General features: G+C 62.2%; 14 protein-coding genes. 1 reads left to right on the plus strand and 13 read right to left on the minus strand.

Annotated elements, in window-relative coordinates; genetic code table 11:
* Nucleotides 1–677 precede the first annotated feature (677 nt).
* The 11 genes from AC1RJY_RS11045 to ftsH form a co-directional block, all read right to left on the minus strand.
* Complete coding sequence (locus AC1RJY_RS11045) at nt 678–2195, minus strand: DHA2 family efflux MFS transporter permease subunit (RefSeq protein WP_014920376.1); 1518 nt, start codon at nt 2193–2195, stop codon at nt 678–680.
* A 105-nt stretch (nt 2196–2300) separates the two neighbouring features.
* Nucleotides 2301–3203 carry a pantoate--beta-alanine ligase gene (gene panC, locus AC1RJY_RS11050; RefSeq protein ID WP_498602297.1) on the minus strand — a complete coding sequence of 301 codons (903 nt, stop codon included), beginning with the start codon at nt 3201–3203 and terminating at the stop codon, nt 2301–2303.
* A 5-nt stretch (nt 3204–3208) separates the two neighbouring features.
* Complete coding sequence (locus AC1RJY_RS11055) at nt 3209–4117, minus strand: Rossmann-like and DUF2520 domain-containing protein (protein WP_011772922.1); 909 nt, start codon at nt 4115–4117, stop codon at nt 3209–3211.
* On the minus strand, nt 4110–5681 hold the full coding sequence (locus AC1RJY_RS11060; RefSeq protein ID WP_011772921.1) for a PH domain-containing protein: 1572 nt from the start codon (nt 5679–5681) through the stop codon (nt 4110–4112). Before AC1RJY_RS11060 ends, AC1RJY_RS11055 begins: the two co-directional genes overlap by 8 nt.
* Complete coding sequence (locus AC1RJY_RS11065) at nt 5678–6190, minus strand: PH domain-containing protein (RefSeq protein ID WP_011772920.1); 513 nt, start codon at nt 6188–6190, stop codon at nt 5678–5680. The genes AC1RJY_RS11060 and AC1RJY_RS11065 overlap by 4 nt, the downstream gene beginning before the upstream one ends.
* On the minus strand, nt 6171–6692 hold the full coding sequence (locus AC1RJY_RS11070; RefSeq protein WP_011772919.1) for a DUF3180 domain-containing protein: 522 nt from the start codon (nt 6690–6692) through the stop codon (nt 6171–6173). The genes AC1RJY_RS11065 and AC1RJY_RS11070 overlap by 20 nt, the downstream gene beginning before the upstream one ends.
* Nucleotides 6689–7234 (minus strand): 2-amino-4-hydroxy-6-hydroxymethyldihydropteridine diphosphokinase, encoded by a 546-nt coding sequence (folK, locus tag AC1RJY_RS11075; protein WP_498602298.1) that lies wholly within the window; start codon nt 7232–7234, stop codon nt 6689–6691. Before folK ends, AC1RJY_RS11070 begins: the two co-directional genes overlap by 4 nt.
* Nucleotides 7231–7590, minus strand: a complete 360-nt coding sequence (gene folB / locus AC1RJY_RS11080; protein ID WP_011772917.1) for a dihydroneopterin aldolase — start codon at nt 7588–7590, stop codon at nt 7231–7233. Before folB ends, folK begins: the two co-directional genes overlap by 4 nt.
* Nucleotides 7591–7602: 12 nt before the next feature.
* Nucleotides 7603–8508 (minus strand): dihydropteroate synthase, encoded by a 906-nt coding sequence (folP, locus tag AC1RJY_RS11085; protein ID WP_011772916.1) that lies wholly within the window; start codon nt 8506–8508, stop codon nt 7603–7605.
* A 5-nt stretch (nt 8509–8513) separates the two neighbouring features.
* Nucleotides 8514–9149 carry a GTP cyclohydrolase I FolE gene (gene folE, locus AC1RJY_RS11090; protein WP_011772915.1) on the minus strand — a complete coding sequence of 212 codons (636 nt, stop codon included), beginning with the start codon at nt 9147–9149 and terminating at the stop codon, nt 8514–8516.
* A 9-nt stretch (nt 9150–9158) separates the two neighbouring features.
* Nucleotides 9159–11228, minus strand: a complete 2070-nt coding sequence (gene ftsH / locus AC1RJY_RS11095; RefSeq protein ID WP_011772914.1) for an ATP-dependent zinc metalloprotease FtsH — start codon at nt 11226–11228, stop codon at nt 9159–9161.
* A 435-nt stretch (nt 11229–11663) separates the two neighbouring features.
* Here ftsH and AC1RJY_RS11100 point away from each other — a divergent pair, with 435 nt between their 5' ends.
* Nucleotides 11664–12641 carry a type IV toxin-antitoxin system AbiEi family antitoxin domain-containing protein gene (locus AC1RJY_RS11100; protein ID WP_014920369.1) on the plus strand — a complete coding sequence of 326 codons (978 nt, stop codon included), beginning with the start codon at nt 11664–11666 and terminating at the stop codon, nt 12639–12641.
* A 62-nt stretch (nt 12642–12703) separates the two neighbouring features.
* On the opposite strand, the gene AC1RJY_RS11105 is transcribed toward AC1RJY_RS11100, so the two are convergent.
* Together AC1RJY_RS11105 and hpt are read right to left on the minus strand one after the other, a co-directional pair.
* A complete protein-coding gene (locus AC1RJY_RS11105) occupies nt 12704–13549 on the minus strand; it encodes a hypothetical protein (RefSeq protein WP_498602299.1) in 846 nt (281 codons plus the stop codon).
* Between the two features lie 589 nt (nt 13550–14138).
* Nucleotides 14139–14690 (minus strand): hypoxanthine phosphoribosyltransferase, encoded by a 552-nt coding sequence (gene hpt / locus AC1RJY_RS11110; protein WP_011772910.1) that lies wholly within the window; start codon nt 14688–14690, stop codon nt 14139–14141.
* Nucleotides 14691–14700 lie beyond the last annotated feature (10 nt).

The following is a 14700-nucleotide window of genomic DNA, read 5'->3' on the forward strand; positions in this document are numbered from 1 at the left end:
TAACGGCGAACACGGCTGCACAAAATTCGAAACCAGCTGAAAACCAGACCACCACACACGGGGGTGCATGACAATCCAGCATAAATTCAACCAATTGATAAAACAATCGGTATCAACAAACTTGGCACACTATTGAGTTCTCAAACAACAGACACTAACCGGCACCACCAGCCTCAGCTGGATCGCTCCGGAGCAACTTTTCAAACTTACCCGAACCAGCCGCACAAAGCAAACCAGCCACAGGCCTCCCCCACCAACCAGAAGCACACAAAAGCACAACCGGAACCGGTGATTTGAAGGGAGATTGTCGCTAACTTTCCGCATCAGCGGCGGCGACTCGAATAACTTTACACGCGCCCAACCCCCACACCAAATCCACCCCAACACCACCCAAAAACCCCGCAAACACAAGGAAAACAACCCCACCCAACCCCAAAACACCCACCAAACCACCAAAACACCACCCCGTGAAGCCCATCACACCACCCACCCCCCACCCCAAGACCACCAAACCCCCAAACCCAACCACCGCCGTCGAACACCCAACCCTTAAACGGCAACGCTCCCCCACCGAAGTGAGAGAGCGCTGAGCTGAAACCCGAGGGAAGTGAGAGAACGTCCCCCTCAAACCCGAGGGAAGTGAGAGAGCGTCCGAAGGGAGGGGTGGCTAACCAAGGTCAGTGACCTCCGTGGCCTCCGGCACCTTCCGTCTTGCGCATCATGGCTCCCAGGACTACTGCAGCCACAGCGATAACGGTCGCAGCCAGGAATGCTGCCTGCATGCCGGCCACCAAACCGGAGGATGCAGAAACCACAGCATAGATCGACACGAGCAGCGCAGTCCCGGCAGCACCCGCAACCTGCTGGGCCGTGCTGATAATCGCTGAACCGTGGGAGTAAAGGTGCGGCGGCAGCGGGTTCAGGCCAGTGGTGAATGCCGGAGTAAACAGCAGGGCCAGTCCGAGACTCAAGGTGACGTGAAGCGCGACGACCCACCCGAGGGAGCTGGCTTCATCAAGGCGCGAGAACTGCCACAGGGTCAGGACCATAAGTACTGAGCCCGTTACAGTCAGCGGCAGGGGACCCACTTTGTCGAAGATCCGCCCGATAACCGGCCCCAGCAAGCCCATGGCCAAACCACCTGGCAGCAGAGCCAGTCCGGTCTCCAAAGGCTGAAGGTGCAGGGTGTTCTGGAGGTACAACGGCAACAGGATCACGCCGCCGAACAGGGCCATCATGGCAACGACCATCAGCAGCGTGGACACCGTGAACATGCGGAACTTGAAAGCGCGGAGATCCAACAGCGGGGAGTCGGACTTCTGGAGCTTGAGCTGCCGGAAGACAAACAATGCAAGGCAGAGAACTCCCACTACCAACGCGATGACGGGAACAACGCCGGCCTCAGCTCCACCGATCTGGCTCAAACCGTAAACCAGCCCACCAAAGGCAGGGACGGTGAGGATGACAGAAGGCACGTCCAAGGTGGTCTTCTCGCGCTCCCCCACGTTGGTGAGGTACTTGGCGCCGATCGCGAACGCCGCCAGGGCAACGGGCAGCACGAACACGAACATGAAGCGCCAGGAGAAGTGGTCCAGGATGATGCCGGAAACGGTTGGTCCCATGGCAGGTGCAACCGAGATGGCAATGCTGACGTTGCCCATGACGGCACCGCGCTTGGACATCGGCACCAGCGTGAGGATGGTGGTCATCAGCAGCGGCAGCATGATGGCAGTACCACCTGCTTGTACTATGCGCGCCAGCAGCAACACCAGGAAGCCCGGCGCCAGTGCGGCCAGCAACGTTCCGCCGCTGAAGAGTCCCATGGCCAGCATGAACGCCCCGCGCGTACTCATCCGTTGCAGGATGAAGCCCGTGGTGGGGATGACGACTGCCATGGTCAGCATGAAGCCCGTGGCCAGCCACTGCACAGTGGACGCGCTCACCTGCAGATCCGTCATGAGGCGCTGCAGGGCGACATTCATGATGGTCTCGTTGAGGATCACCACGAAGGTTGCCACCAGCAGCGTGACAATGACCGTCACTGATTCGCGTGACATCTTCCCGGACACGGGCGCCTGGGACACGGGCGCCTTGACCGCCGGCGCCTGCGGGGGCGCCGCCTCCGTGGAGGTGACAGAGCCGGAAGCGCTGGATTCAGGCTTGCCGTTGGCGTCGGACGTGACGTCGGTAGACATGAGGATTCCCCAAGGTTTGGATTTGGTGTCCGGCGATCTGTGCCGGTGAAGACTAAAACAGTCTAAACGCCCATCCAATTCCCGTCAGCAGAAAAATTCCAAACGTTAGGAGAACAACGGAGCGTTGTCGATGAGCCGGACTGCCCCCACCTTGGCGGCGATAATCGCCAAACCTTCACCACGGAACGGAGTCTCTTTGCAGTTCTCCGCGAGAGGCTCCAGCGTGGCAGGATCCACGACGTCGAAGTAGTCCAGTTCCACAATCGGCTGGGATTCGACCAGTGCGACGGCGGAATCGAGGTGGAGCGGTTCGTGCGCGTTCGCGCGGGACTCGATCAGGCGCAGAGCCCGCGACAACACCAACGCGGCATCGCGTTCCGCGTCGGAAAGGAACCTGTTGCGGCTGGAGAGCGCCAATCCGTCCTCACTGCGAACGATTGGCACAGGAATGATCTCCACCGGGAAGTTCAGGTCCGAGACCATCCGCTTCACCAAGGCCAACTGCTGCGCGTCCTTCTGGCCAAAATAGGCCCGGTAGGCCGCCGTCGTGCCGTCCGCCGCAGCACCTCCGGGGAGCCCATAGTGCAACAGCTTGGCCACCACGGTGAGGGCTCCGTCAAAATGTCCCGGGCGGGAGGCCCCTTCCCACTTTTCACCCAGCGGACCGGATGTCACCCGCACCAAGGGCTGGCCGCCGGGATACACCTCGTCCACGGACGGCGCGAACACCAAGTCAACGCCCTCGGCATCGAGCAGTGCCATGTCGGCGTCGAGCGTGCGCGGGTAGCGGTCCAAGTCCACGGCGTCGCCGAACTGCAGTGGGTTCACGAATATGGTGGCCACCACTACGTCGTTTTCCGCCACAGCGGTCCGGGCCAGCGCAGCATGGCCCGAATGCAAAGCACCCATGGTGGGTACAAGTCCTTGCGAATTTCCACCTTTGGCTGCCAGGAGCCGGGCACTCCCAGCCCGCAGTTCAGCCGCGGTGGTCACGAGTTTGATGGCCATGCTGTTCAGTTTCCTTCCGGTGCCTCGGGTTCGGCGCCCAAGGCCTCGTCAATCTCGGTCAGTTGTTCGGGGCGCAGCAGTCCGCGGTTTCCAGCCCTACGGGCAGTCGCCCGTGCCATGGCCTGGTAAGCCGAAAGGACATCGCCGCCAGCACCGCCGTCGTACTCTTTCAGTGCCTGAGCATGCGCAGAAACGGTACCCACATCCCCGCGTGCTACAGGACCGGTCAGCGCAGACTCGCCGGACGCTAGAGCGTTTTCCAGCGTCGCGCGCAACAGCGGACCGAGCATGGACTCCGGGTTTTCGACGCCGATCTCCCGCAGCATCTGCGATGCCTGCGCCACCAGCGTGACCATATGGTTCGAGCTGTGCGCTAGTGATGCGTGATAGATGGTGCGATCGGCCTCGGCAATCACCACCGGCTCCGCGCCCATCTCCACCACCAGTGCCTGGGCGATCGGCAGCATGGCAGCATCCGCCGTGACACCAAACGTGCAATCCATGAGACGGGTCAGGTCCAAGCTCATGCCCGTGAAGGTCATCGCAGGGTGAAGCGCCAGTGGAATCGCACCGACCGCGCGGACCGGGTTGAGAATACCGACGCCGAACCGGCCTGAGGTGTGCGCAACCAGTTGGCCGGGCTGCCACGCACCGAGCTTGGCCAACCCCGCCACCAACTCGCCGAGGGCGTCGTCCGGGACGGCAAGCAAAACGAGCTCCGAGCGTTCCACGATGTCCTGTATCTCCAGGATCGGTACGCCGGGAAGCAGGTTTTCCGCACGCTCGCGGCTCGCTTCGGATACAGCAGAAACCCCGACGACGGCGTGCTCGGCCGCGCGCAAGGCGGCACCCAACACGGCACCCACCTTGCCGGCGCCAATGATCCCGACGCCGAGTCGTCCTGGCCTAGCCATCGTGGCGGTCCTCCTGTTGGGGTGAAGTGCGGGGTGGTTCCGGCTGTGCGGGTTGTTCGTTAAGTGTGGCTGCGACCTCCGGAGCCTGCGGAGCTACCTGAGCCAGCCATTGTTCGCTGGTTTGCCGCTTCCGTGCTTCCCGGGCACGGGCCGCCTGCTGGTCGAAAAGCTCCACCGCCTGGGTGACGTCGGCTTGGAACACCCGTGGGGAAACCGGCCCGGCCGTGGTGTGGAGGACAAGATCGGCCACCTTGAAGCGCCTCGCCCACGGACCTTGGTGCAGTGCCATGGACTGCGTCCGTTGATGCGGAACCATCACAAGCGTGTGCCACCAGCGGCCGGACCGGATTAGCAACGCAGTCTTAGTGGCAAGGAAACCGTTGCGTCGCCATCCAAGCGGGGCCAACAAACGTGCGCGGCGGGGAGTGGTGGTGAAGCCGTCCACCAGTGCCGAACCAGCTCCAGCCGGCCCCAAACCATCCAACCCCGCAGAGAACACCCTTTCCGGATCCTCAACTCCCGGATCAGGCAACACCAACGACATCATCCGCAGGACATCGGACTTCATGCCAACAGGCAGCAACATGGTGCGGGAAGTGCCCTCCGTGCTGGCTGAAACCCCGTAACCGGCAACGTTGACATGTATGCGGTACCAGCCGAAGATCCTCCACAGGGGCGGTTGCGTCACCATCAGCGCCTGGATGCGGCCGGGCGGCAAGGTCTGCGCCTGCGTGTCCAAAAGGCCGTATCGAAGGCGGATCCCATCCGGCGAGATTGCGGCAGTGAAGTTGTAGCCCTTGTTGAAGGAGCTCCAATACGCGGCGCCGATACCCAGAATGCCGGGAATCAGTGCCAGGAAAAGCGTCTGGTTCTGCGTGAAAACGGACACAGCAACCACCACTGCCGCACCGACCAGGATTCCGACGGTCTGCTCGCTCAGCAGCAGGGACCCGACCAGCCGGGACGGCGGCACTGACAGCACCACGTGCTCCGGAGCTTCAGGAACTTCCTCTGCCGTCTCGGGCCCGCTGACCACGCCGGCCGCCCGCGCAAGAATGGTGGCACGCAACTGCTTGGCCTTATCCAGCGGGAGGTAAGCGAGCCGCACTGCCGACTCGCCGGCGTCGGCAACTTCAAACTTGAGTTCAGCGAGCCCAAAGATCCTCGCCAAAAGTGGTTGCACAATGTCGATAGCCTGAACGCGATCCAATCGGGCCTGCCGTTGCTGCTTGAACAGGAAACCGGTGTTGACGCGGACATACCCCTCGGCCACCTGGTAGCGCGTGAAGTACCAGCTAAGAATGAAACCGCCAACGGTCAACAGAAGCACCACGGCGCCGCCAGCCAAGAGCCACGGCACCCGACCGTTGAGGTTCGGGTCCACGAAATCCCGGCCCTGCAGCATCCGCTCGAAAGCATCGCGGCCAAAGAAGAACCCGACGGCGGCAAGCGCCACCCAGCCCCGAACGAACGGTGACGCAGGGTGGACGCGGTTCCAGCCGCCGTCGACGGTTGGTTCCGGCTTCCCCGGGAGGCTCGCAGTTGCGTTGCTCTCCAGGCTCACAGCCCGGCCAACCTGGCTTCTCCGCGAGCCGAAAGCTGTTCGCGCAAGCGTGCCCCTTCTGCAGAAGGAAGACCAGGCAGGTGCGCATTGGTTCCAGCCGACGCCGTGTGAAGTTTCAGCGTGCACAGTCCCAAGCTGCGTTCAACGGGACCAACCGCAACGTCCACATATTGCATCCGACCGTACGGGACCACCATGGTCCGTTGGAAGAAGATGCCACGGCGGATGAGGAGGTCGTCGTCGCGCTCGGCATAGCCGATTGCACGTACTTGGCGGGGAATCAGAACCAGCCGCCACAGCGCCAACACCAGCATCACCGCCGGAACCGTGATGGCAAGCCACAACGGCGGCCAACGCCACCATCCGAGCAGCACGAAAATGAGAGGCAAACTAAGGACCGCCAACATCACTACGTTGCCGATGGCCCACTCCACCAAGCGCACCGTGACGTACTTGGGGGATACCCGCAGCCACTGGACGCCGGGAGGATCAATCGCCTCGGTATGCATACTCGCCTTCACCTTTAGTTTCGCCGCGACGGGTTTCCGGTCCGGCGGTACCGCCTTCCAGATCCTCTGGCGGGATCCGGCAGAACCGCTCCACCACAAGTCCGACCACAACCATCACCACGCCACCGCCGCCCATCAGCACGGCGTTCCACAGGATTCCTTCGCCCCCGCGCAAACCACCTATTCGGAGAAGATCCACCGTGATCCCCGCATGCCAGCCAAGGAGCAGCGTCCCGGCGTAAGCGCAGGCCTGGGCAAGAATCAGGGTCCTTGCCGCCAAGATCGGATTGAGCAGGTTCTTCTTCTTGCCGTTGCGCCAACGCAGGACACGGATGCCCATGATGAGCGTCAGCACCGCGATGACAGCCATGGTGACGAGCGCCGAAACCGGCAGCACCGGTGTTGGCATGCTGAAACGGTTGGTAGTGACCGTGGCCAACCATCCAATGACGGCAGCGATGACGGCGATGAGCACCAGAACTACGGGGCGCATTGCTTTCATGGCTGCTCCACTGCTCCCGTCGCCGGCACGCCGGCCACGTCACCGAAGCCGTCGAAGCGCCGGATGTCCGGCATGTCAGCGGCGACGGCGGCCAGTTCAGCCACGCTCTGGCCGTTCAGTGTGGCGTGCGGCTCCAACAAGGACCACGGGTAGAGCACGAAAGCGCGCTCAGCTGCCCGCGGATGCGGAATGGTGAGAACGGGATCGTCGCTGACTACTTCACCGAACACGATGATGTCCACGTCAAGCGTCCGCGGACCCCAGCGCACCTCGCGGGTGCGGTGATGTTTCTGTTCCACCGCGTGGCAGTGCTTCAGGAGCTCCAAAGGCGCCAATGTCGTCTCCACGGCCATGACCATGTTGAGGAAATCCGGTTGGCCCTCCGGACCGCCCACGGCCTTGGTCTGCACCACCGGCGACACACCCAAGAGGCGCACCTCCGGCGGGTCCACCAGATCCGCAACGGCAGTGGACAGGGTGTCGTTCCGCTCCCCCAGGTTGCTGCCAAGAGCCAGGATGACCTTGGTATAGCCGGACGTCATGATCTCTCCCGGTGGACGCTGACCGTGACGTCGCCAAAAGGCACCTCAATGGGGGCCTTGGGCTTGTGGACGGTGACATCGACGGCGGCAACCTGGTAGTTCTCGAGGATGCCCTCGGCAATCCTGACAGCCAAGCCCTCTATGAGGTTCAAAGGCTCGCCCTCGATGTGCTTGGTGATCAGTTCAGCCACCTCGCCGTAGTGGGCCGTGTACTGGAGATCGTCCGTCTCAGCCGCTTTGGTGAAGTCCGTGTACAACACGGCGTCCACAACGAAAGGCTGGCCGTCACGGCGTTCGAAATCGAACACTCCGTGATAACCGACGGCGGTGACGCCGGTCAGCGTGATCCTGTCCACAGCGATATCCAATCAGCGGGAAATGCGGGCGGCGACCTTGACGGCGTCAAGGCTGGGGCCGACGTCGTGAACGCGGACAGCCCAAGCGCCCTTAGTGGCGCTCAAAGCGGTAATGGCAGCGGTGGCAGCATCGCGTTCCAGAGGCGCAGCGGACTTACCTGCCACCGTGAGAAGCGAACCGAGGAACCGTTTGCGGGAAGCCGCAACCATCACCTTGTGGCCCAGCGAGAAAAGCTGGTCCAGGTTCTTGAGGATCTCCCAGTTCTGGTCCTCGTTCTTGGAGAAACCGACGCCGGGATCGATGATGATCTGCTCCGGCGCAACGCCAGCTGCGTACAGCTTGTCGCGGACGCCGCTGATCTCAGCCACCACGTCCTCCGTGACGTTGTTGTAGTCCGTGAGGCTGTCCATGGTCAGGGCGTCGCCGCGGCGATGAGTCAGGATGTACGGAACCTTGGTCCGGGCAACGAGCTCGGGCATGTCCGGTTCAATCGTCAGGCCGGAAACATCGTTGATGATGGCAGCGCCTGCCTCGATGGCAGCGGCAGCCGTGGACGTGTGCATTGTGTCAATGCTGACCAGCGCGCCTGCCTTCACCAGTGCCTGGATCACGGGGAGGACGCGGCGCTGTTCTTCCTCAGGGGAAACCGGTTCAGCGCCGGAGCGAGTGGACTCACCCCCGACGTCGATGATGTCTGCGCCTGCGTAAAACATGCGCAGGCCGAGCGCGATGGCGGTGTCCGGTGTCCGGTGCGTGCCACCGTCGCTGAAGGAATCCGGGGTGACATTGAGGATTCCCATGACGAGCGTGCGGTCCGTTGGCAGGTCCTCGAACCTGGCCGCGGGGCGCGGTTTGCGGAGAATCGGCAACGGGCTTGTGGCCGGGCCGGTTCCGGGTGCTGCAGCGAGGGAGTCCATAGTGCTTACCTTCCGAGTATGAGGCTCATGGCCTCGGCGCGGGTGGCCGGGTCATGGAGTTGACCGCGCACCGCACTGGTGACGGTCTTTGCGCCGGGCTTGCGAATGCCGCGCATGGACATGCACATGTGTTCACATTCGACGACGACAATCGCGCCGCGCGGGTTGAGGTGCGTCACCAGCGCTTCAACGATCTGCGTGGTGAGGCGCTCCTGCACCTGCGGCCGCCGCGCATAGATGTCCACCAACCGTGCCAACTTGCTCAGCCCGGTCACTTTTCCGTCATGTGACGGAATGTAACCAACATGCGCCACTCCGTGGAACGGGACCAAGTGGTGCTCGCACGTCGAGTAGAAAGGAATGTCCTTCACAAGGACAAGCTCTTCATGGTCGAGGTCGAACGTGGTGGACAGGACATCCACCGGGTGCTGATGCAGCCCTGCAAACATCTCCGCATATGCCTTGGCCACACGCTTGGGCGTGTCCAGGAGGCCTCCGCGCTCGGGGTCTTCACCTATCGCCAGGAGGATCTCACGGACAGCCGCTTCAATGCGCGGACGGTCCACTTTATGGTCGTGTTTGGAGCCCGCGGCGGAACCGTGGGCGGCGGCGAGGTCGTCGTCGTCGTCGAAATGAGTCACAGCAGAAGCTTAGCCGTGATGCGGGTGGTCGTTGCCGCCGTCGGGCTGCGGGGCCTGGAAGGAATCCTGGCTGCTGACTCCCTGCGCGTGCGGAGCCACGACGTCCAGCGGCTCGTCCAAGCGGGCCTGCTTGGCCTCTTCCTGGGCTTGGCGCTCAGCCTTCTCGGCGCGGCTCTCCACAGGAGGAATCGACTGCACCGGGCGGGATTCCTTGGACAACCAGATCTCGCGGAAATCGCGCTTCCGGATGTCGTGGAAAATTTCGGCAATCTCCGTCTGGTTCAGGGTTTCCCGTTCCAGCAGTTCCAGTGCCAGGCGATCCAAAACGTCCCGGTTTTCCGTGAGGATGGCGTATGCCTCATCGTGTGCCTGGTCGATCAGGCGACGTACTTCCTCGTCCACCACATAGGCGATCTGGTCGGAGAAGTTGCGCTCCTGCGCGGCGTCACGGCCGAGGAACGGCTCACCGCCGCCCTGGCCCAGCTTCACGGCACCAACACGCTCGCTCATGCCGTACTGGGTGACCATCTTCCGGGCCGTGGAGGTGGCCTTTTCGATGTCATTTGAAGCACCTGTGGAGGGATCGTGGAACACGATTTCCTCAGCAACACGGCCGCCCATGGCGTAAGCCATCTGGTCCAGCAGTTCATTGCGGGTCACCGAGTACTTATCGTCCTCAGGGATCACCATGGTGTAGCCAAGAGCACGGCCGCGGGGAAGGATGGTGATTTTCGTGACCGGGGCGGAGTTACGCAGCGCAGCCGCAACCAATGCGTGCCCACCTTCGTGGTACGCGGTGATCTTGCGCTCAAGCTCCTTCATGACGCGGCTGCGCTTCTGCGGGCCTGCCATGACACGGTCGATTGCCTCGTCCAGTGCGCGGTCATCGATCAGGTTGGCATTTGAACGAGCGGTCAACAGCGCGGCTTCGTTCAGGACGTTGGCCAGGTCCGCACCCGTGTAGCCGGGCGTCTTCTTGGCAACACCCCGGAGGTCGATGCCCGGAGCCATCGGCTTGCCCTTGGCGTGGACGTTGAGGATCTGTTCGCGGCCGATCATGTCCGGCGCTTCCACAGTAATCTGGCGGTCGAAACGGCCCGGGCGAAGCAGCGCGGGGTCCAGGACGTCGGGACGGTTGGTGGCCGCGATGAGGATGACGTTGGTCTTCACGTCAAAGCCGTCCATCTCAACAAGGAGCTGGTTCAACGTCTGCTCGCGTTCGTCGTTACCGCCGCCGATACCGGCACCGCGGTGACGTCCAACGGCGTCGATTTCATCCACGAAGATGATGGCCGGGGAGCTTGCTTTGGCCTGTTCGAAGAGGTCGCGGACACGGGAAGCACCAACACCCACAAACATCTCAACGAAGTCCGAGCCGGAGATGGAGAAGAACGGAACGCCGGCCTCGCCGGCAACAGCGCGGGCAAGCAGCGTCTTACCGGTACCTGGCGGGCCGTAGAGCAGCACACCCTTGGGGATCTTGGCACCAACGGCCTGGAACTTGGCCGGTTCCTGGAGGAACTCCTTGATTTCCTGGAGCTCTTCCACGGCTTCGTCCGCACCGGCGACGTCAGAGAAGGTCACCTGCGGCATGTCCTTGTTGACCAGCTTGGCTTTGGACTTACCGAACTGCATCACCTTGGAGCCGCCGCCCTGCATGCGGGAAAGCAGGAACCAGAACAGGACGCCGAGCAGCAGCACAGGGATAAGCAGGGAGAACAAGCCGGAGAACCAGTTGTTCTCCACCGGCTGGTCCGTGAAGCCCTTGTCCGGGTTGGCGTTGGTGACAGCCTTCACCACATCCGGCCCGCGATCCGTGACGTAGAAGAACTGAACGTTCTTGCCCTTATCCTGGCCGTCCAGGTTCAGGTTGTCCTTGAGCACCAGGTCAACGCGGTTCTCGGCGTCGAAAATCTTGGCCTGCTCAACCTTCCCGCTTTGGGAAAGGAGTTCGAGGCCTTCCTTGGTGTCAATGCGCGTGGAACCGCCCGGAGCCAGCGTTGCGAATGCCACCAGGAGCAAGCCAACGACGACAACAATCCAGATGCCCGGGCCCTTGAAGAAACTCTTAGCTTTCATCTGATCGGGGTTTTGCCCCGTCCCTCCTGGTAGTGCTGCAAGGCGCAACTTCTGCGCGCGAGTGGTGCTGCTTCAGTTTCAAGCTATACACCGTTCCCAGTAATTCACGCACTGGAAAGTCCAAAAGTTCCCTCTGGGCGTACACAGGATACTCGCGTTGTGCGTGCTGGAACAGGGCTTTTGCGCTATCTGGCGGGCGTGAGTGGGGCGTCCGCTCTGCTGCGGTGCGCCCACTGATGCACCCACTCGCGCCATTCGCCCCCGTAACGGCTGGTGCGAACGGCGGAAAAGGGTGCGGGGTTTCTCCGGCGAACGGCCACACACGGTGCTCATTGAGTTGCAGCAGACTGATTTTCCGTGTGGGCTCCCTTGTGTTTTCCACATAGCGCGAGCCTGAACTTCCGCCTTCGCTCGTAACGCCGGAACGTAGAACCTATGGCTTTTCCAGAACTCCTCCTCGCCTCGGACGCGACACGTATCGGACAGGATGCCCGCCAACTCGCCAAGCGGGCCATGCGTGGCGAACTGGTGCGAGTAAGACGAGGCACATATGTCCGCTCTGCTTATTGGGCAGAATTGAACAACCGCCAACGGCACGGACTTCAAGCAGCTGCGCTGGTCAATACGACCAGGACTGCGCCCATCTTCAATTTGCAGACGGCTGCACTCCTCTGGGGGCTCGGCGTAGTTGGCGTGCCGAAACACCTGTGTACCGTCACTGCAGACCCAACAGGTGGCCGGTCAAAGCACGGGATCCGGAGAAGCTTCGGGGCCTGTGACACCGGGGTAGTCCAACTCGGCGCCTTCCGTGTTACGGACAAAGTTCGCACAACGATGGAGCTGGCTGCCGCCCTGAACTTTGCTGAGGCCTTGGCAATCGTAGACTCCAGCCGGCGGACCCAAAGGTGGGGCGACGCTCTTGAGGTTGACGATTGGAACAAGGACAGGGCCTGGGGTCCTCCGTCGGACGTGGACGAACTGGGTGACGCTGTCTCCGCTTTTACCAGTCAGTCGAGAAAACGACGCGCTGGCACCATTCTCGAATTGTCCACAGACAAGTCCGAATCGGTGGGGGAATCCATGAGTCGAGCCCAAATGATTTTGCTCAACTTCCCCACCCCAAGCCTTCAAGGATCTTTTACCTTGAGGACCGGACGGACCGCCCGAACGGATTTCTGGTGGCCCGAACTCGACTTGGTGGGGGAATTCGATGGCTACGGGAAGTACCTGAGAAACAAATTGCGGGGTAACCAGACCATCCAGCAAGCAGTCATGGCGGAAAAGGCCCGAGAAAACGGTTTGCGGGCACTGGGCCTTACCGTTATTCGCTGGGACTGGTCCGACATGATGAATCCGCGCATGTTCGCCCGAATCTTGAACGACGGCGGGCTCCGATCTCTGCGTGTGGCCTGATGGTTTCGTTCAGCCCAAACCGTAGCCATCGGGGAGAAGGCTGCTTGACTGGATTGGCTGCGTCAGGCTGCGGCGACCGGGAGTACCAACAGGTAGCCGGTGGGCAGGTCAGCGCTCCATCGTCGGGGCTCACGGACCACGAACTGTGTGGCCAGCTGCTCCGGGGTGAGCAGGCTGTTGGGCTCCGGTGACGGGCCCCATTGTCCACTTCCGTACGGATAGAGAGGATCCAGGACGCGGATCCCCGTTACTTGGAACTCCGGGAATTGTGAGGGGTCGCCCATCGATTCGAATCCGCTCATCACCCATGCGTGGCGGCCGCTCCACATGACCAGCCCCACCGGTCGGCCGGTTTCGGCTATGGCACGCGCCGCCGTCTGCAGCGTGTCCTCGTAGTTGGCGATGCTGACCACTGTGTATGCCCCCATTCCCACTTCGGTCAGCACCTGCGCCCAACCTCGCGGGTTGGCTCCGTTAAACGAATTGGATGACCGCGCACGGGCCATCTCCCACAGTTCACTTTGCTGTGCGGATGATGCCCACGAACCGCCTCCGGTGTCATCGACGAGGTTGTGCGCCATCTGGATGCTCGCAGCAACACACCAGTCAAAGGTGTACTGCGGTACGAAATCCCCCTCTTGGTAGAGGTTGACGGCGAATGCCTGGGGCACCGCTGGCGGCGCGGGTGGCGGAGCAGGTGCAGGTGCAGGTGGCGGTGCGGGCGAAGGAGCCTGAGTGGCACTCGTTGACGGACCCGCGGCGGCGTCACCCCTAGGCGGCACGGAGGACGAGGTCGCGATTGGTTGCCCAGCATCGAGCACGGTGGAATCGACGGCAGGAGTGCAAGCCGTGAGAAGAGTCGCCATGACGGCGAGCCACGCCAGAAGACGGGCAGGGGCGCCGGTCATGGTCAAGTTTAGCGCGGAGGGTCGGCGCGACGGCAGGCTCATCCGGTACCCACTGCTGCACCTGCAACCGCCGCACGCACCCCCTAAGCGCCAACGCCGCACCCACTCCCGCCAAACGCACCAGAGGTTACGGGTGCAAACGGCGGAAAGTGGTGCGGCGAAATGAGGGCCGAGAAAGGAACCACGTCCGAAAGCGAGCACGCCGTCAGGATGGGCCATCAGCGACAAACGGACACCGGCTCAGAGCTCTACGACTCAACGGACACCGGCTGAAAGCTAAAAGGCTCAAAAGCTCAATGGCTCAAGGGCGCGACGGCAGGCTCATCCGGTACCCACTGCTGCACCAGCAACCGCCGCACGCACCCCTTAAGCACCAACGCCGCACCCACTCCCGCCAAACGCACCAGAGGTTACGGGTGCAAACAGCGGAAAAGGGTGCGACGGCAGGCTCATCCGGTACCCACTGCTGCACCTGCAACCGCCGCACGCACCCCTTAAGCACCAACGCCGCACCCACTCCCGCCAAACGCACCAGAGGTTACGGGTGCAAACAGCGGAAAAGGGCGCGGCGGAAAGCGGCGGAGAGTGCTTACTCGTACACGTGCGGGGCCAGGGTGCCCACGAAGTCCAAGTTGCGGTACTTCTCGGCGTAGTCAAGGCCGTAACCGACGACGAATTCGTTGGGGATGTCGTAGCCGACGTACTTGACGTCGATTTCCACCTTGGCGGCGGTCGGCTTGCGGAAGGCTGTGCAGATCTCGACGCTGGCCGTGCCACGGGATTCGAGGTTGGACTTGAGCCAGGACAAGGTCAGGCCGGAGTCGATGATGTCCTCAACAATGAGCACGTCCTTGCCCATGAGGTCGGTGTCGAGGTCCTTGAGGATCCGGACAACACCGGAGGACTGGGTGCCCGAGCCGTAGGACGAGACTGCCATCCAGTCCATGCTGACGTGGCTGTGCAGCGCACGTGCGAGGTCAGCCATGACCATCACTGCGCCCTTGAGGACACCGACGATGAGGATGTCGCGGCCTTCGTAATCCTTATCGATCTGCGCCGCGAGTTCCGCGATACGTGTTTGGATCTGCTCTTTGGTGTAAAGAACGTGCTTGAGATCTGCCTGGACGTCGTTTGAATCCACCAATGGCTCC

The organism is Arthrobacter sp. GW822-FHT05G07, assembly GCF_058799755.1.